The organism is Streptomyces chengmaiensis (genome assembly GCF_029846775.1).
GTDB classification, from domain to species: domain Bacteria; phylum Actinomycetota; class Actinomycetes; order Streptomycetales; family Streptomycetaceae; genus Streptomyces; species Streptomyces chengmaiensis.
The window spans coordinates 60,306-77,576 of the sequence record NZ_JARWBG010000006.1; the positions used below are offsets into that span (position 1 = coordinate 60,306).

Here is a 17,271-nt window from a genome sequence, read left to right on the forward strand (position 1 = left end):
CGCCGCGTCTCTCAGGACCGCGAACCGCCGCGGAGCTCCTCGCTCCCCCCGCTGTTCCCTCGGCTGCTGCGCCGTCACCGCCCCAGCACCCGGGCCTCCTTCTCCTCGGGGAGGCCGACCGGAGGGCGGTCGGGGCGGTGCGGCGCAGTGCCGCCCAGGGACCGCAGCCAGGCCCAGGTGTCGTGCACCGTCTCTGCGAGCGGACGGATGCGCAGGCCCGCCGCCTGCGCGCGGGAGGCGTTCGCGCCGTGCATCATGGCGTGTTCGTCGGGCCGCTCGGCGCGAGGGATCCAGACCGGCAGCTCGGTCCACGGATCGATGCCCGCGTCCAGGACCGTCGCGGCCGGGGTCCACCGCAGGTCGGCCTGTGCGCCCGTCGCCCGTACGCACTCCTGGAGCAACTCCGCGATGGTCGCCCTGTCCTGGCGGACCACGTTGTACGGACCGCTCAGCCCCCGCTCCGCCGCGTCCAGGGCCCACTCCGCCAGATCGCGGGCGTCGACATAGGTGATCGGGGTGGACTGCGGGCCCGGGGCGAGCACGGGGCCGCCGCGGGCGATGCGGCCCAGCCACCAGGGCAGACGGCCGACGTTCTCCCAGGGGCCGATGATCAGCCCGGCCCGCAGCAGCAGGGAGCGGTCCGCGCCGTACGCGTCGAGCGCGGCCAGCTCTCCGCCCCGTTTGGCCTCCGCGTACGGGACGTCCCCGGCGTCCGCGGAGCCGTCCACCACGGGAGTGTCTTCGTCGTAGCCTTCTTCCACGGGCCAGGCGTACACCGAGCAACTCGACACATAGACATGGCGGTCCGTCCGGCCCGCCAGCAGCCGTGCCGCGTCCCGCACCGCGGACGGGGCGGCCGACCAGGTGTCCAGGACCGCGTCCCAGGGGCCGCCGCCCGTGAGCGCGGCCAGTCCGCCGGGCTCCGTACGGTCGCCGATCAGCTCATGGGCTCCGGCCGGGGCGGGGTGCCGGCCCCGGTGGAAGACGGTCACTTCCCAGCCGCGGTCCAGCGCCGCCCGGGCTGCCGCCCGTCCCACGAACTCCGTGCCCCCCAGAATCAGCAGTTTCATGGAGCACGACTCTGCCCTGCCGGGACGGACGGCGGGACGAATGGAGGACTCTCTTCCGGTTGTTTCGCCCACAGGTGACACCCTGTGCGCTCCGGTGTGCTCCGCAAGAGCACCCGGCGCGCCGGCCTCCGGCGCCTCGACCTCGGGTGTCTCAGCCTCCGGCGGCAATGCGGTCCAGCCACTCCGTCAGCAGATGCCGCTCCGCGTGGCTGAGAGCCGTCTCTTCGGGCAGTACGGCGCGCAAGGCGCGGGCGGCGCCTGCCGGCCCCGCGTCCTGCACGGCCGGCTGCCGGTTGGTGACGGCGGTGACCATGGACTCCCGCAGTGTGGTCAACAGGGCCGGGTTGCGCAGGTGCTCCGGCAGGGACAGCCAGGTGAGCACCGCGCCGCGGGCCGTGGCATGGATGATCTGGGCCGCGAGCGCTTCGTCGACGCTCAGCCAGCCGCCGGCGGCGAGGCGTCGGATGCGGCCCATCAGGATCTCCATGCCGGCCCTGAAGGCGGCCGAGGTGGACCGGGTGGGCTCGCTGTACATCAGTGTGTACAGCGCCGGATTGGTCAGACCGAACTCGACCGCGACGTCCCAGCCCGCTCTCAGGTCCTCGACGGGGTCCCGCGGGTCGGGGTCGACCTGCTTGGCGGCGAGAAACATGGCGAAGCCGTGCTCGGCCACCGCGTCGAGCAGCCCTTCCTTGTCGCCGAACAGCCGGTAGATGGCCGGCGGCTGCAGGCCCGCCGCATCGGCGACCGCGCGGGTGGTGACCGCGTCGCGCCCCCCGTGTGTGAGCAGGCCGATGGCGGCTTCGACGACCCGCTGCCGGGTCTGTTCCCGGCCGACGGCCGAAGCGTCGGCAGGACTCCTCCTGCTCTCTGCGCGTGATGGCATGTATCAACGATATCGCAGAAGTGATTCCGGCGTTAGTATCGGTGATACCGTTCAATTGATTCCATTGGAAACGGATCGTGGAGGGGCATCGCATGTCCGAACGACTGCGGATCATCGCACTGGAAGAGCACGTCACCCTGCCCGTGATCATGGAGGCGTGGTCGCGGGCAGGGGTCCCGGAGCTGCCGAACCTGGGGTTCGGCGACAGCCCCGTCGCCCGGCGGCTGCGCGACACCGCGGAGGGGCGGCTTGCGCACATGGACGACCAGGGGGTCGATGTGGCGGTGCTGTCGATCTCGTCGCCGGGCGTGCAGAACCTGCCCGGCGCGGACGCGACAGCCGTGGCCCGCGAGGTCAACGACCAGCTCGCGGAGGTCGTGGCCGGCAACCCCGACCGGTTCCAGGCGTTCGCCGCGATCCCCACGCAGTCGCCGTCGGCCGCGGCTGCGGAGCTGGAGCGGGCTGTCACCGAGCTGGGCTTCCCCGGGGCCATGCTCTACGGGCGTACCGGATCCAAGCTCGCCGACCACCCCGAGCACGACGAGCTGTACGCCGCTGCGGAGCGGTTGCGGGTCCCCCTCCACTTCCACCCGCAGATGCCTGTGGAGGCGGTGACGGACGCCTACTACTCCGGCCTCGGGCCCATCGGGACCGCGCTGGCGGGTCCCGCGATCGGCTGGTACTACGACCTGGGCGTGCAGTACCTGCGCATGATCTTCTCCGGCGTCTTCGACCGGTTCCCCGAGCTCCAGGTGATCGCCGGCCACTGGGGGGAGGTCGTGCTCTTCTATCTCGACCACACCGGGTTCTTCGCCGACGCCGGCGGACTGGCCCGCCCGCTCGCCGACTATTTCAGGCAGAACTTCTGGGTCGCCGGAAGCGGCACCGTCAGCCCCCGCTACCTCCGCTGGACAGCCGAAGTCGTGGGGACCGAACGGATGCTGTACTCCACGGATTATCCCTTCACCTACGGGTTCCGCCCCGGAGGCTTCCCCTTCGTGGACACCGGCGCGGGCGTCGCCAGGTCCTTCCTGGAGGACGCCCCCTTCACCGACCGGCAGAAGGCCGACATCGCGCACCGCAACTGGGAGGGCCTCGTGTCCCGCGCCGCGGACCGCGCCCGAGGCTAGGGGCGTGTATGCAGCCGACCGCCGCATGGTCCGGACCGTGCGGCGGTGTCCGGCGCCCGGCTTCCGGCAGCCGGGCCACGGTGAGTTCGAGTTCGCCTCGCTCGACGCGCGCGTCGACGCGTCCGTCGACGCGTGCGACGCGCCGTGCGGCAGCACGCCTCAGCGCCCGCCGGTCCTGCCGGCGGGCGCTGAGGCGTGAAAGCGCTGGCTGTCGATTCGGATCAGACCTGGCCGGCCTTCTCCAGGGCGGTGCAGCAGGTGTCCACCAGCAGCCGGGTCACCACGTACGGGTCGACGTTGGCGTTGGGGCGGCGGTCCTCGATGTAGCCCTTGCCGTCCTTCTCCACCTGCCAGGGGATGCGGACGGACGCGCCGCGGTCGGAGACGCCGTAGCTGTACTCGTTCCACGGGGCGGTCTCGTGCAGGCCGGTGAGGCGGTCGTCGATGCCGGCCCCGTAGTTCTTCACGTGGTCGAGCGGCTTGGAGCCCTCGCCCAGCGACTCGCAGGCGGTGATGATCGCCTCGTAGCCCTCGCGCATGGCCTTCGTCGAGAAGTTGGTGTGCGCGCCCGCGCCGTTCCAGTCGCCCTTGACCGGCTTCGGGTCCAGGGTCGCCGAGACCTCGAAGTCCTCTGCGGTGCGGTAGAGCAGCCAGCGTGCCACCCAGAGCTGGTCCGCGACCTCGAGCGGGGCGAGCGGGCCCACCTGGAACTCCCACTGGCCCGGCATGACCTCGGCGTTGATGCCGGAGATGCCCAGACCCGCCTGGAGGCAGTTCTCCAGGTGCGCCTCGACGACGTCACGGCCGTGGATCTCGTCCGCGCCGACGCCGCAGTAGTAGCCGCCCTGCGGGGCCGGGAAGCCGCCTGCCGGGAAGCCGAGGGGGCGGTCGCCCTCGAAGAAGGTGTACTCCTGCTCGATGCCAAATACCGGCTCCTGCGCCGCGAACTTCTCCGCGACCTCGGCGAGCGCGGCCCGGGTGTTGGAGGAGTGCGGCGTCATGTCCGTGTTGAGGACCTCGCAGAGCACGAGGATGTCGTCGCCCCCGCGGATCGGGTCCGGACAGGAGAAGACCGGCTTGAGCACGCAGTCGGAGGCGTGGCCCTCGGCCTGGTTGGTGCTGGACCCGTCGAAGCCCCAGATGGGCAGCTCGGCGAGGTCCGCGGAGGTGCCCGGAAGTATCTTCGTCTTCGAGCGAAGCTTCGCGGTCGGCTCGGTGCCGTCGATCCAGATGTACTCAGCCTTGAAGGTCACGGGCCTCATCCTTTGCGGTGCAGCGGGTATGAGGCGCAGCCTCCCAACGGGGGGTTTCCCATCGATTGCTCGACTGTGAACCCCGTGTTACTCGGGTTTCCTCGGTAAAGGGCACGGGCTGTGCGTGTCTGCGACGGGCTGAGGCCGCCGTTGTGAGGCGTGGTCCGGCTCTTGTCGTATACGGGCCGGGCGAAGGCCGGGACGCCGGGTGGCGGCGGGTTGTTCGGCAGTCGCGTCGGCTGCGTCATCAGCAGGCCGATCGCGGACGATCTCAGCGGAACGGCGCCTCCGCTCCGCGGCGCGGCCGGCGGCGCGAGCCGGCCAGGACGGCGCCGTGCACACCGCCGGACCACCGGTTCCGCACGGCGCTCCTCCGGTGATGGGTCGAGGGGAGCGATCCACCGCAAGGGTGCGGAAGCAGCGTATCGGTCGTTCGTCGGGACCAGATCTTACGACCGAAATTCACGGAAGTGCGACGACGGCGCCGTCCTGAACCCCGTCCGGGGTCAGCCCGGGGTCAGCCGACCCGCTCGATGCGCGCGTTGCGGATCAGGAACTTGCCGGGCTCACGCACCTGCTCGAAGGCCGCGTTGTTCAGCAGCGCACAGCTTCCGGACGGGCCGGTGACCTCGACGGTGGTGGACTTGTCGTTGTCGAGGTTGGTGATCTTGAGGGTGGTGCCCGCGGGGAACTCGCTGCTGGTGGCGGCGGGGGCACCGCCCTCGCCGGACAGTGTGACGGTCGACCCGGCGCAGACGACCTCGCCCACGGCGCCCTGGTCGCCCTGTCCGCCCGCCCCGGCCTGGTCCGCCGCTCCCTGGCCCGCGTCGCCGTCCTGGTTGCCGGCTCCCTGGCCCGCGTCGTTCTGGCCCGCGTCGTTCTGGCCGTCGGCGGGCGGCTGGGCGGCGGCCTGCCCGCCGCCTCCGGTCACTTCACAGCCGGAGGCCGCCTGTTTCCGCTGGATCTCTGCGATCACCGCCTCCCGGTTGGCGATCCGGGCCTCCGACTGGGCGTCCGGGTTGGCGCGCTGAGCGGCGATGAAGTTCTGGTTGTTCTGCAGGGCCTGGGCCAGCCCGTCGCAGGCGACCGACGCCTGGCTGGTGCCGGTCATCGCCACCGCGGTGCCGCCCGCCAGCGCCGCAGCGCCGACCAGCAGGGCGATCTTCTTCTTCGCGGTGAGGGTGCGTTTGCGTGACACGTGAACTCCTGTGGGGGTAGGGGGTGTTCCCCTCCTGGGGGTGTGTTCCCTGTGTCGTTACGTACGAGTAGGAGTCCCGTTCTGCTCAATGGTTTTCGGGAGTCTCGGACGGCAACACACGGCACAGCGCCTGAAGCGCGGCTCCGTAGCGGCTCTCCGGCGGTGTCGCATAGCCGACGACCAGCCCGTCCCGTTCCCGGCGCCCGCGCAGCCCTGCCGCCGCCGGATGGAGATACCCCGACAGCCCCTCGACCGCCAGCCCCTGCCAGGCCGCCGCCTTCAGCGCCGTCCGCTCCGTTCCCGGCGGCAGCTCCAGCACCGCGTGCAGCCCCGCCGCGATCCCCGACACCCGCATCCGCGGCGCATGCTCCGCCAGCGTGGCCGTCAGCTGGTCGCGCCGCCGCCGGTACCGCTGCCGCATTCTGCGCACATGGCGGTCGTACGCCCCCGAGACGACGAACTCCGCGAGCGTGAGCTGCTCGGTGGCGCTGGACCACTGCTCCCGCTCGCCCTTGGCGGCCACCACCTCGTCCACGAGGTGCCCGGGCAGGACCATCCAGCCGATCCGCAGAGTGGGGGAGAGGCTCTTGCTCACCGACCCCAGGAACACCACGCGCTCCGGGGAAAGGCTCTGCACGGCCCCCACCGGCTGCCGGTCGTAGCGGAACTCGCCGTCGTAGTCGTCCTCCACCACCAGCCCGCCCGCGGCCCGCGCCCACTCGACGACCGCCGTACGCCGCTCGGGCAGCAGCGGGCCGCCCGTCGGGAACTGGTGCGCCGGTGTCAGCAGCACCGCGTCCGGCGCGGGGGAGTGCCCGGCCAGCTCCTCGACGACGGCCCCTCCGTCGTCGACCGGCAGTGGGAGTGTGGCCGCCCCGCCGGCCTCAAGCAGCCCGCGGTGGAAGGGCAGACCGTACGCCTCCACCGCCCAGCGTCCGCCGACCACGTCCGCCAGCAGCCGCAGCGCATGCGCGGCCCCCGAGCACAGCACGATCCGCTCCGGGCAGGTCCGCACTCCGCGCACCCGCGCCAGATATCCGGCCAGCGCCTGCCGCAGCTCGGCCCGGCCGCGCGGATCGCCGGGGCCGAAGGCGTCGTGGGGCGCGGCCGTCAGCGCCCGCCGCGCGGCCGCGAGCCAGCCGGCACGGGGAAAGGCGGACGGGTCCGGGCGGCCCTGCACCAGATCGAGCGCGGGCCTGTCCGGGTGTGCCGCCGCACCGGGGCGGCGCCTGGGCGGAGGAGCCGGCGGAGCGGCCCGCTCGGCGACCCTCGTGCCCGAGCCCTGGCGGGCGGTGAGCCAGCCCTCGGCCACCAGTTCGGCGTAGGCGTCGGCCACCGTGTTGCGGGCGACCCGCAGATCGGCGGCGAGTGAACGGTACGGCGGCAGCCGGGTGCCGGGCGCGAGCCGTCCGCTCTGCACGGCCTCCCGCAGGGCGCGGGTCAGCACGGCGCGTCTGCTGCCCGGACCCGCGAGCTCCAGATGCAGATCCGCGCCCAGCGCCTCCGCTGTGTCCGTCCAGGAATTGACCCGAGATTCCGCCACTGAAATGCCCCCCTGAACCGGTCGCCTGCCGATCTAGATTCGTACACATGACGACGACAGAGAGCAACGCCGCTGCATCCGCTCCCCGTTCGGGCCGGCTGGACTTCGCCCGACAGGCTCCCAAGGTCTTCCGCGCCGTGCTCGGCCTGGACGCCGCGGCCCGCGAGGGGCTGGACCCGGCGCTGGTGGAACTGGTGCAGATCCGTTCCTCGCAGCTCAACAACTGCGCGTACTGCCTGCATATGCACACCGGGGACGCGCGCAAGGCGGGCGAGAGCGAGGAGCGTCTGCATATGACCGGCGTCTGGCGCGAGGCGAAGCACTTCTTCACGGAGAAGGAGCAGGCGGCCCTCGCCCTGACCGAGGCGGTGACGCTGGTGGCGGACGGCGGCGTCCCGGACGAGGTGTACGGGACGGCCGCCGCCTGCTTCGAAGAGCGGGAGCTCGCCCAGCTGCTGGGGCTGATCCTCACGATCAACACCTGGAACCGCATCGCCCTGGCGACGCGTAAGACGGCGGGTGCGGACGGGCGGTGACCGGGAGTCCCGGTGTGGCGGCGGGACCTTGCACAAGCCCCTCCAGCCTCCCTCAAACCCCTTCTGGCCAGGGGCGATTGTCAGTGGTCGGACGTAGAATGAACAGTAGTTCGGAATGGTTCGGGAGGGTCCCGCCACCGCGCCAGGAGGTTGCCGATGGCCGTTGCCGCACTCACGACACTCACCGCACAACCGCAGCGAAGGCCGCAGCGGAAGTCCCAGCAGGAGTCCCTGTTCGCCACCACCCCGAGGCCCTTGGAGAAGAAAGCGCTGCCCGCGGGACAGCCCCGCGAGTGGTACATCACCCACAACCGCCGACTGAAGGCCATGCGCCTGGCGATCGCCCTGCTCGACTCGGGCGTCTACCACCCGGCGACGGCTGACAACGGCAGGATACGGACCGCCGCGGACCGCATCGGGGTCCACCCGCCGTCCGACACCACCTGCCGCATGGTCCGGGCGCTGATCCGCTACGGCCACTGAGCAGTCGGGGCGCCACTCGGGGGCCGGGCTCGGCCCGGCCCCCGACCATGCGTGCCCGCCCACGCGCCGGGTCAGTCCCGCCGGTCGTCACGCCACTCGGGCAGCACCACGTCCCCGACGGCGAGCGTGCCATGCCGCACGACCGCCGCCTTCAGGCCAAAACTGACCCGGTTTCCGTACTCCGGCTCCCGGCGGTAGGCCGACAGGGTGCGCAGCGGTTCCGGCCCGCTGCGCACCCCGGTGGCCTGGTCGACCATCGGCACCGCGCACCTCGTCGCCCGTACGGAATAGGCGAGCCGGACGGTCCCCATGTCCAGGGTGCGCATCCGGTCCTCCGCATGCGCGTCCGCGCAGCCGTCGAGGACGACGTTCGGGCGGAAGCGGTCCATGGGCACGGGCCCCCCGCCCCCCGCCGAGATCCGGGCGTTCAACCCGTCCAGCGAAGCCTGCGAGACGACGAGCACGGCGTGCGCGTCCGCGAAGGCGACCTTGCCGGGCGTCTCGCCCCAGCCGTCCCGGTCGAACCCCCGCGCCACCCGCACCAGCCTCGACTTCGCCCCGAGCACCTGCGAGAACCATTCGGCGGCCGCGTCCCCCTGGTCCGGTGCGTCGCCGATGTCCTTGCCGAACAGCGACACCGGCCGCAACGGCCCCTCCGGGACGGCGTCCACCGTCAGGCTCTCCACGCCGGGCGCGGACAGCCGCAGCGCCGCGCCCCCGTCCAGCACCTCCGGACGGACCACCGCCAGGGTCGGCTGCGTGCGCTGGCTGCGGAACGAGCCGTCCGCCGCGTTGACGACCATGAAGGTGCGGTCGTGCTCGAGCCCCGTATCCCCGACGCGCGCAGACCGCACCGTCGTACCGGCGCAGCCTTTCACCGGGTAGTACGTCAACGTCCGCACAGAGATCCCCATGACGGCGATCGTACCGGCGGCGCGGCCGCCGCCGGGCGGGCTCCTCGGGCGTCCCGGGGCGCTTCTGGCGTGCTCTCGGCCGAGTCCCGCGGCCGGTCCGCCGCCGCGAGCAGTTCCAGCAGCGCCGTTCGGGCGCGCGAGACACGGGAGCGGACCGTGCCGATCGGGCAGCCGATCGCCAGGGCCGCCTCGGCGTAGGGCATCCCCAGCACCTGGGTGAGGACGAACGCCTCACGGCGCGCGGCGGGGATCCCGGACAGCAACTCGGCGAGCGCGATGCCGTCCTCGAAGCCGGGCAGCCCGTGCGGCTGCGCCCGTTCCGCCGCCGACTGCCAGTCCTCCGTGTCCGACAGCCGGGGCCGCGCGGCGGCGTGGCGGATGCTGTCCACCACCGCGCGGCGGGCGATGGACAGCAGCCAGGTGCGGGCCGAGGAACGGCCCTCGAAGCGGTGCAGACTCCCCAGCGCCCGCAGAAAGGTGTCCTGTGAAAGATCGTCGGCGGCCTGCGGGTCCGCGCTCAAATAGGCCACATAGCGCCAGACATCGCGGTGCAGGGCGTGGACGAAACGTTCCACGGCGTCGGGGTCGCCGCCGCGGGCGGCCAGCGCCCAGTCCGTGATCAACGCGTCGAGTGCGTCGCCGTCACAGGTGCGGCCGTGAAGCGTGCGGCCGTGAAGTGTGCGGCCGTGGTCAACGTCGTCGTGATGCGTGTCGTGATGTGCGTCGTGGCGGGCGTCGGGGTGTGCGTCGTCCATGCGCGCCGGGCGCGCGAGCAGGGCAGCGTTCATCGCCTTCGGTTCTCCTCGGAGTTGGCGGAATCCGGCCGCTGCCGCGCAGCCGCGGCAGGCCGGTGACGTCGTACGGCTCCGCACGGCGGCGGAGCCGGTGCCCGGCCGCGGAACCGGCCGTCAGGCCGTCGCGGCAGCGGGGAGCCGGCTGTCAGAGGACAGCGGACCCGACGGGCGGACCCCGGGAGGTGATGGCGTGGACGAGCGGCAGCCGCCGCGGCCCGCGCACCGCACGGGTGCGGCGGGCGCGGACACGGGGGCGGTGCGCGGGCGCGGGCAGTTGAAGCGGCACCCGCAGCGGGGCGGTGATCCAGGCGGTGAAGCAGCGCAGGATGCGGAAGACGGCCTGTTCTCCGTGGGCGAGCCACAGCCCGCACAGCAGCGCGGCCAGCAGATGCGCGGCGAGCATGCCGCCCGCCGACATCCCGCCCATGTCGTGGCCCATGCCCATGCCCATGCCGGTGTCGGCGGCCGTGAGGTGTCCGTGCCCGGGCGTGTGCGGCAGGGCGTGGTGGGCGTGCCCATGCGCGCCGCCCGTCACGGCCGTTGCGGCTGTCGCGGCCGCGGAGGCGCCCTCCGGGGCCCCCGGGCCTCCCGACATGCCGCACAGCAGGTACCGCCCCCACTGGTGGAGGAAGGAACCGCCCTCGCCCACGGCCGACCGCGCCGCCGCCTGCGCCAGGGAGAACAGCGAGTGCAGCGCCGCCTGGGCCACCACGGCCGCGGCCGTCACCGCCGCGAACCCGCGCTCCCGGCCGCCCAGAGCCCACGCCGAACAGCCGACCGCAGCGAACGCGCCAAGCATCGCGGGCCAGGGAACGGGCGTTGCCGACATCAGCATGTGGCCGAACGCCGTGAGCAGCACGCAGGCGGCCGCGAACACCGCAGCCCGTACAGTGCGACAACCGTGACCCGCTGACATGGCGGGCTCATCCTCGCACCCGGGGAGGACCGGCTGAGGACGGGCCTGCGAAGTTCGGCCATCGCGCCCGCCGTCTGCGGCGGTGTGACGCGGACCACGGCAACTCCGGGGAACTCGGGAGATGTTGGGGGCGACTTCTGGCAAGGTCCCGACGGAGAACGGAGAGCGGTGTGGCAGCGGAGCCCGGGGTGCGGACAGCGGCGGCGACCGACGCCGAAGGCGGCCCACCGCGGGGGACAGCCGGACTGACCGCGCTGCTCACCTGCGCCATGGCGTTCTCCATGATGCAGCTGTTCCTGCTTGGCGCGCTGGGCCCGCGCCTCGTCGGCGAACTGGGCATCTCACCCACCGTCCTCGGCCTGACCACCACGGTCGGCTTCGGCACGGCCGCCGTGCTCTCCCCGGTCGGCGGCCGGGTCGTCGACCGGGTGGGCCCCCGCCGCTGTCTGGTCGCGCTGCTGCTGACGTCGGCCGTCGCGCTCACACTGATCGGGGCCGCGCCCGGGGCGGGGCTGCTGCTCGGGGCGGTGGCCCTCGGCGGGCTGCCCCAGGCGCTGGCCAACCCCGCCACCAACAAGGCGATTCTCGCCGCCGTGCCCGGGCCCCAGCGCGGCCCGGTCACCGGAATGAAGCAGTCCGGCGTGCAGCTCGGAGCCTTCGCCGCCGGGCTGCCGCTGGCGGCGCTCGCCGGGGGCATCGGCTGGCGCGGCGCGGTGTGGACGGCGGCCGGCACAGCGGTCGTCGCGGCGGTCTGGGCGGCCCGCCGGCTCCCCGCCGACCCGCCGCCCGCCGCGGCCGGGCCGGGTGGCCGCAGGTCGCTGCTGCCCCGCGGGCACATCGCCTGGCTGACCGTGTTCTCCCTGTTCCTGGGCTGCGGCATCGCCTCCGTCAACACCTACCTCGCCCTCTTCGGCGCACAGCGCCTCGGTCTCGGCCCGACCGCGGCCGGCGCGCTGGTGGCGGTGCTGGGCGTCGCGGGCGTCGCCGGACGCGTGTGGTGGTCCAAGCTCGCGGGCCGCCCCGGCCTCGGCGAATGGCTCCCGGGCTGGCTGGCGGCGGGAGCGGTCGCGGCGGCCCTGATGCTGGCCGGCGCCGGCGCCTTCCACCCGCTCGCCTGGGCGGCGGCCGCGGCCGTCGGCGTCTTCGCCGTCTCCGGCAACGCCGTCTCCATGGTCCTCGTCATGCGCCGCGCCGCCGCCGGCCGGGCCGGCCTCGACTCGGCCCTGGTCTCCGCGGGCTTCTTCGCCGGCTTCGCCGTCGGCCCGCCCCTCTTCGGCCTCCTCGCGGACGCGGGCCGCTACGGCCCGGGATGGCTGCTCGTCGCAGCGGAGTTCACGGCGGCATGCGCGATCTCCACCCTCTGGGCTGCCCGCGACCGCCGCGCCACCCCTGCCGGAGCCCCCGCATGACCCCGGCCGCCGGGAGCGAAGAGCCCGTACCTTCGCCCCTTGGGTCTTCCGGGAGCGAAGAGCCCGAAGTACAAGCCCCTGGGGGTCCCCCCGGACGGAGTCTGGGGGAGATCGAGGCGCGGGACCCGGCCCGGCGGCGCCCCGACTGCCCCTCGTGGACCGTCCCCGCCCTCGACACCGCCCTTGCCCGCGTCGCCCTCACCCGCGCCGCCGTCGGCGACCGCTTCCCCCTCTTCGCCGAGCCGGACGGCGACGGCCGCTGGACGACCACCTCCCGCGGCTCCTGGACCGGCGGCTTCTGGGCCGGACTCCAGTGGCTGCGCGCGCTGCGCACCGGAGACGTCCAGGACCGTGTCGCGGCCCGCGCCGCCACGGCGCGTCTGGCCCGCTGGGCCGAGGCGGACACCGCCACCCGCGGACTGATCCTCTGGTACGGGACGGCCCACGCCGCGGGCGACCCCGACGCCACGGCCCTGCGGGAGCGGGCGGCGCACGCCTGCCTCGCCGCCGTGGACCCGGACCTCGGCCTGGTCCCCTGGGGAGCCGCCTTCGGCGGCGAACGCCTGCTCGCCCGCGCCGACGGCGCCCCCGGCATGGGCCCTCTCCTCACCGCCGCGGGCCCCGCCGGGCGGGCAGCGGCCGAGTCGCACCTCCGCCGTCACCTCGCACTCTGCCTCGGCGGACGGCACCCCGCCTGGCGCTTCGACGGCACCGGCTGGCAGCCTTGTGAGGAGCCCCCGCCGGACTGGTCCCGGGGCCACGCCTGGCTGCTGCTGGCCGTCGCCGAGGGAACGGCCCTCGGCATGGACCTGTCCGCCGAACGGGAGGGGTTGACGGCCTCTTTGGAGTCCGCGCCCCTCGTTCCGCACGCGGGCGCTCCCCACTGCGACGCCCCGCTCGACACCTCCGCCGCCGCCATCACCGCCGTCGCGCTGCTCATGCTGGCCCGGGCGGACGACAGCCGGCGGCGCGCGGGCCGGTTCCGCGCACGCGCCGTCGCCGTACTGGACCGCCTCGTCCACGCCCATATGGCGTCCGGCAGGCTCCTCGACGGCTGCTACGACGCCGGCAGCGGGCTCGCCGTAGGCCATGAACTGATCTGGGGGGACTACTTCCTGGTCCTCGGGCTCGCCGCCCTCACCGGCCTCGTCGACCTCTGAGCGCTCCGCGGGCAGCGCCGGACGGGCCGTCGAGCGTGTGCGGGCGCATCGCGGCCGGTTGCGCCCACGCGGCGGAGCCGCACATCGATAACAGCCGTGCCCCTCGGGGCGCTGTCGACCGGCGCCGGACGCCACCGGACCCGCCGGGTCGGCCGGCCTCTGATCAAGACCTCCGATCAGCCGACAGCCGGTCGGACGCCGCCCCGCAGCACCCGCCGCGCCACCGACGTCATATGGAGTTCGTCGGGACCGTCCAGAATCCGCGCCGCCCGCCCGGTGCGGAACAGCGCCGGCAGCGCGGTGTCCGGCCCGAGGCCCGCCGCCCCGTGGACCTGGATCGCCACATCCGCGACCTGCTGGAGCATCCTCGCGGCGGCCACCTTCGCCAGCCCCACCTCCACATGCGCGTCCAGTCCCGCATCGATCCGGGCGACCGCCTCGTACACCAGCGGTCTGGCGGTGCGCAGCGCGAGCAGGGCATCGAAGACATGCCGCTGCACCAACTGCTGCGCGGCGAGCGGCCCGCGCGACCCGCTGCGGCTCTGCGCCCGCGAGCACAGCAGGCCGAACGCCCGCCCGGCCTGCCCCAGCCAGCGCAGACAGCGCAGCGTACGGCCGAGCTGCAGTCGTTCGCCCGCGATCGCCAGCGCCTGGCCCCGTTCGCCCAGCAGATGGGAGCCGGGCACCGGGACCCGGTCGAGCTCGATCTCCCACTGCCCGGACGCGCCGAACACCGGCAGCTCCCGCACCACCCGGAAGCCCGGCGCATCCGTCGGCGCGAGCAGCAGCGACAGGCCCGTACGGTCCCCGGGCGCGCCGTCCGTCCGGGCGAGCACCGTGACCAGATCGGCTTCCGCCGCCCCGGAGATGAACCATTTGCGCCCGCTGACGACCCAGTCCCCGCCGGTCTCCCGTACGGCGCGCGTCCCCGTCGAGCAGGGGTCCGTACCCGGGACGTCGGGCTCGGTCATCGCGTAGCAGGTACGCACCTCCCCGGCGACCAGCCGCTTGAGGTACGCCTCCCGCACCGTGTGCGAGCCGTGCCGCAGCAGCATCACCACATCCAGCAGCGGCGCGGAGCCCAGAGCCGCAGGCCCATGGTCGCTGGCCCCTTCGGCCTCGGCGATATGGGCGTACGACCGCAGCGGCACGCCCTGCCCGCCCAGCTCCTCCGGCAGCGGCAGCGCCCACAGCCCCTCCTCCCTGGCCGCGCACCGCAGTTCGGCCAGGGCCGCGGCGGCGTCCGGGCCTCCGGCGTCCAGCACCGGCTCGCACGGGATGACCCGTCCGCGGACGAACTCGGCGACCCGGTCACGCAACTCGACCGTCTCCGGCGGGCATTGCGGAAGCCCTCCCTGCCCGTACTCCACCGCTTTCCTCCGCCCCTCGGGAACCCATGCGAACGACAGTCCGACTGTCTCTTCCGTGGAACTGGTCGGGTGCGAGGGCTCCCGGGTTCCCGTGAACGGATCCCTCAGGGGGAGGAGAGACATGGCGTCACCAGCCGCTGTACACGCCACCCGGACCACGGACGGTCCGGACGGACCGGCCGCTCCGCTCGACGGACTGCGTCTGCAGAGCTCCGGACCGCACCGGCTCACCGCGGTCGCGGCAGAACATCTGCGACTGCTCGGCGCCGTCAGGTCGGACGACGGGGACCCCGACGGTTCGACCGGCCGACTGACCCTCACCGGCGGGGACTTCAGCCCCTGCACCGCCCGGCTCACATGGGCGGACGGCGACGAAGACGACGGCGGTGGCGGCGGTGGCGGCGGTGACGCCGGGCCGCGGCGCGGACTGGTCGACGAGGCGACCGTCCAGGCGGCCACCGGCGTCATGGCCGTCCACGGACGCCGCGACGGCACGCCCCGCGGCCTCGCCGTCGACTACACCGCCGCCGCCGCCTCCGTCCTGGCCGTCCAGGGCATGCTCGCCTCCTTTCTCGCCCAGGCCCGCGGGCTGCCCGCCCCCGCCGGGACGACCGTCAGCGCCGAGCGGGCCGGGCTGCTCGCCGTCTCGCAGTATCTGGCCGCGGCCGGGGCGGACGAGGGCGAGGCCGTGGAAATCGGCCCCGGGGGACCGCCGTTCACCTCGGCCGACGGAACGCTGTTCGAGCTGGAAACCCTCGACCCGGGGGCCTGGGCGGCGTTCTGGCGCGCCCTGGACGCCCCGGCCGACGCGGTGCGGGCCGGCTGGCGGCCCTTCCAGTTCCGCTATGCCACCGCCTGCGCGCCGTTCCCCGAATCCCTGCACCAGGCGGCGCGCGCCAGGTCCTGGCGGCGCATCCGGGAGGCGGCGGCCGCCTCCGGAGCGCAGGTCTGCGCGCTGCGCACGCTCGCCGAGCGGGCCGCGGAACACGACGGCGCACCCCCCTGGACGTTCGCCCCGCTCGCCGCCGCGCCGCCGCGGCCGCCGGGCGCGCCCCGTACGCCCGCGTCGGCCGCTGCCGCCCCACCCCTCGCCGGACTCACGGTCCTGGAGGCCGGCCGCCGTATCCAGGCCCCCCTCGCCGCCCATCTGCTCGGACTGCTGGGCGCGGACGTGGTCCGCGTCGAGCCGCCGGGCGGCGACCCGCTGCGCGGCATGCCCCCGGCCTGCTCCGGCGTCTCCGCCCGCTGGCTGGCCCTCAACCGAGGCAAGCAGGCGGTCGAACTCGACATCAAGGCCGAGGCAGACCGGCGTCGACTGCGCGAACTGGCCGCCGAGGCCGATGTCTTCCTGCACAACTGGGCCCCCGGCAAGGCCGCACAGCTCGGCCTGGACGCCGCCGACCTCAGTGCGCTCAATCCCGCGCTCGTCTTCGCGTACACCAGTGGCTGGGCGGACCGGCTGCCCGACGCCCCCATGGGGACCGACTTCATGGTCCAGGCGCGTACGGGCGTGGGTGAGGCGGTCCGCCCGGCGGACGAGCCGCCCGCGCCGTCCCTGATGACGCTGCTGGACGTGCTCGGCGGACTGCTGGGCGCGGAGGCCGTCGTGGCGGGGCTGCTGCTGCGGGAACGCACCGGCCACGGCGTACGGGTGGACTCCTCGCTGCTGTCCGCCGCGGACACCCTGACCGCCCCGGCCCTGCGCCGGGCCGCCGCGGGACGCCCACCCCGCCGCCCCGCGGGGTTCCGCCGTCCCCTGCGCACGGCGGACGGCTGGCTGGCCCTCCCCGACGAGTCGACCCGCCAGGCCGCCCCTGCCGCGCAGTCGGCCCAGGCCCGAGCAGCCGCCGCAGCGCCCGGCCGGGCCGGGGCTGCCCCTACGGCGTTCGGCGGTGCGGCGGCTTCTTCGGCCGGGGCTGCCCCTACGGCGTTCGGCGGTGCGGCGGCTTCTTCGGCCGGGGCTGCCCCTACGGCGTTCGGCGGTGCGGCGGCTTCTTCGGCCGGGGCTGCCCCTACGGCGTTCGGCGGTGCGGCGGCTTCTTCGGCCGGGGCTGCCCCTACGGCGTTCGGCGGTGCGGCGGCTTCTTCGGCCGGGGCTGCCCCTACGGCGTTCGGCGGTGCGGCGGCTTCTTCGGCCGGGGCTGCCCCTACGGCGTTCGGCGGTGCGGCGGCTTCTTCGGCCGGGGCTGCCCCTACGGCGTTCGGCGGTGCGGCGGCTTCTTCGGCCGGGGCTGCCCCTACGGCGTTCGGCGGTGCGGCGGCTTCTTCGGCCGGGGCTGCCCCTACGGCGTTCGGCGGTGCGGCGGCTTCTTCGGCCGGGGCTGCCCCTACGGCGTTCGGCGGTGCGGCGGCTTCTTCGGCCGGGGCTGCCCCTACGGCGTTCGGCGGTGCGGCGGCTTCTTCGGCCGGGGCTGCCCCTACGGCGTTCGGCGGTGCGGCGGCTTCTTCGGCCGGGGCTGCCCCTACGGCGTTCGGCGGTGCGGCGGCTTCTTCGGCCGGGGCTGCCCCTACGGCGTTCGGCGGTGCGGCGGCTTCTTCGGCCGGGGCTGCCCCTACGGCGTTCGGCGGTGCGGCGGCTTCTTCGGCCGGGGCTGCCCCCACGGCGTCCG

At 74.3% G+C, this 17,271-nt stretch carries 15 protein-coding genes and 1 pseudogene; 7 read left to right on the plus strand and 9 right to left on the minus strand.

Annotated elements, in window-relative coordinates; genetic code table 11:
* Positions 1 to 74: 74 nt before the first annotated feature.
* Both QCN29_RS07870 and QCN29_RS07875 read right to left on the minus strand, forming a co-directional pair.
* Positions 75 to 1,070 (minus strand): NAD-dependent epimerase/dehydratase family protein, encoded by a 996-nt coding sequence (locus tag QCN29_RS07870; RefSeq protein ID WP_279927009.1) that lies wholly within the window; start codon positions 1,068 to 1,070, stop codon positions 75 to 77.
* 151 nt (positions 1,071 to 1,221) lie between these two features.
* Positions 1,222 to 1,956 carry a TetR/AcrR family transcriptional regulator gene (locus QCN29_RS07875; RefSeq protein ID WP_279927010.1) on the minus strand — a complete coding sequence of 245 codons (735 nt, stop codon included), beginning with the start codon at positions 1,954 to 1,956 and terminating at the stop codon, positions 1,222 to 1,224.
* 92 nt (positions 1,957 to 2,048) lie between these two features.
* Here QCN29_RS07875 and QCN29_RS07880 point away from each other — a divergent pair, with 92 nt between their 5' ends.
* On the plus strand, positions 2,049 to 3,086 hold the full coding sequence (locus QCN29_RS07880; protein ID WP_279927011.1) for an amidohydrolase family protein: 1,038 nt from the start codon (positions 2,049 to 2,051) through the stop codon (positions 3,084 to 3,086).
* A 4-nt stretch (positions 3,087 to 3,090) separates the two neighbouring features.
* A complete protein-coding gene (locus QCN29_RS07885; protein WP_279927012.1) occupies positions 3,091 to 3,285 on the plus strand; it encodes a hypothetical protein in 195 nt (64 codons plus the stop codon).
* 22 nt (positions 3,286 to 3,307) lie between these two features.
* Here the strand turns inward: QCN29_RS07885 and glnII are convergent, their stop codons facing one another.
* The 3 genes from glnII to pdxR all read right to left on the minus strand — a co-directional run bounded on the left by glnII (position 3,308) and on the right by pdxR (position 7,080).
* Complete coding sequence (gene glnII, locus QCN29_RS07890) at positions 3,308 to 4,339, minus strand: glutamine synthetase (protein WP_240135934.1); 1,032 nt, start codon at positions 4,337 to 4,339, stop codon at positions 3,308 to 3,310.
* Positions 4,340 to 4,856: 517 nt separating this feature from the next.
* Positions 4,857 to 5,537: an RlpA-like double-psi beta-barrel domain-containing protein gene (locus QCN29_RS07895; RefSeq protein WP_279927013.1), complete on the minus strand. Its 681-nt coding sequence runs from the start codon at positions 5,535 to 5,537 to the stop codon at positions 4,857 to 4,859.
* Between the two features lie 85 nt (positions 5,538 to 5,622).
* Positions 5,623 to 7,080, minus strand: coding sequence for a MocR-like pyridoxine biosynthesis transcription factor PdxR (gene pdxR / locus QCN29_RS07900; protein ID WP_279927014.1), 1,458 nt, complete (start codon positions 7,078 to 7,080; stop codon positions 5,623 to 5,625).
* Positions 7,081 to 7,127: 47 nt separating this feature from the next.
* On the opposite strand from pdxR, the gene QCN29_RS07905 reads away from it, so the two are divergent.
* Together QCN29_RS07905 and QCN29_RS07910 are read left to right on the plus strand one after the other, a co-directional pair.
* A complete protein-coding gene (locus QCN29_RS07905; RefSeq protein ID WP_279927015.1) occupies positions 7,128 to 7,616 on the plus strand; it encodes a carboxymuconolactone decarboxylase family protein in 489 nt (162 codons plus the stop codon).
* Between the two features lie 156 nt (positions 7,617 to 7,772).
* Positions 7,773 to 8,099 carry a hypothetical protein gene (locus QCN29_RS07910; RefSeq protein WP_240135938.1) on the plus strand — a complete coding sequence of 109 codons (327 nt, stop codon included), beginning with the start codon at positions 7,773 to 7,775 and terminating at the stop codon, positions 8,097 to 8,099.
* Positions 8,100 to 8,170: 71 nt separating this feature from the next.
* Here QCN29_RS07910 and QCN29_RS07915 read toward each other — a convergent pair whose 3' ends face one another.
* From QCN29_RS07915 to QCN29_RS07925, 3 genes are all read right to left on the minus strand, one after another.
* Complete coding sequence (locus tag QCN29_RS07915) at positions 8,171 to 9,013, minus strand: MOSC domain-containing protein (RefSeq protein WP_279927016.1); 843 nt, start codon at positions 9,011 to 9,013, stop codon at positions 8,171 to 8,173.
* Entirely contained in the window at positions 8,989 to 9,768 is a 780-nt protein-coding gene (locus QCN29_RS07920) for a sigma-70 family RNA polymerase sigma factor (RefSeq protein WP_398859153.1), read from the minus strand. The genes QCN29_RS07915 and QCN29_RS07920 overlap by 25 nt, the downstream gene beginning before the upstream one ends.
* Before the next feature lie 184 nt (positions 9,769 to 9,952).
* Complete coding sequence (locus QCN29_RS07925; protein ID WP_279927018.1) at positions 9,953 to 10,723, minus strand: hypothetical protein; 771 nt, start codon at positions 10,721 to 10,723, stop codon at positions 9,953 to 9,955.
* 170 nt (positions 10,724 to 10,893) lie between these two features.
* Here QCN29_RS07925 and QCN29_RS07930 point away from each other — a divergent pair, with 170 nt between their 5' ends.
* On the plus strand, positions 10,894 to 12,132 hold the full coding sequence (locus QCN29_RS07930) for an MFS transporter (RefSeq protein WP_318036700.1): 1,239 nt from the start codon (positions 10,894 to 10,896) through the stop codon (positions 12,130 to 12,132).
* Positions 12,129 to 13,292 carry a sugar ABC transporter permease gene (locus QCN29_RS07935; protein WP_279927019.1) on the plus strand — a complete coding sequence of 388 codons (1,164 nt, stop codon included), beginning with the start codon at positions 12,129 to 12,131 and terminating at the stop codon, positions 13,290 to 13,292. Before QCN29_RS07930 ends, QCN29_RS07935 begins: the two co-directional genes overlap by 4 nt.
* A gap of 176 nt (positions 13,293 to 13,468) precedes the next feature.
* Here the strand turns inward: QCN29_RS07935 and QCN29_RS07940 are convergent, their stop codons facing one another.
* Positions 13,469 to 14,662, minus strand: a complete 1,194-nt coding sequence (locus QCN29_RS07940) for an acyl-CoA dehydrogenase family protein (RefSeq protein ID WP_279927020.1) — start codon at positions 14,660 to 14,662, stop codon at positions 13,469 to 13,471.
* Positions 14,663 to 14,783: 121 nt separating this feature from the next.
* On the opposite strand from QCN29_RS07940, the pseudogene QCN29_RS07945 reads away from it, so the two are divergent.
* Positions 14,784 to 16,493, plus strand: a pseudogene (locus QCN29_RS07945) (CoA transferase); the annotation flags it as partial.
* Between the last annotated feature and the right edge of the window lie 778 nt (positions 16,494 to 17,271).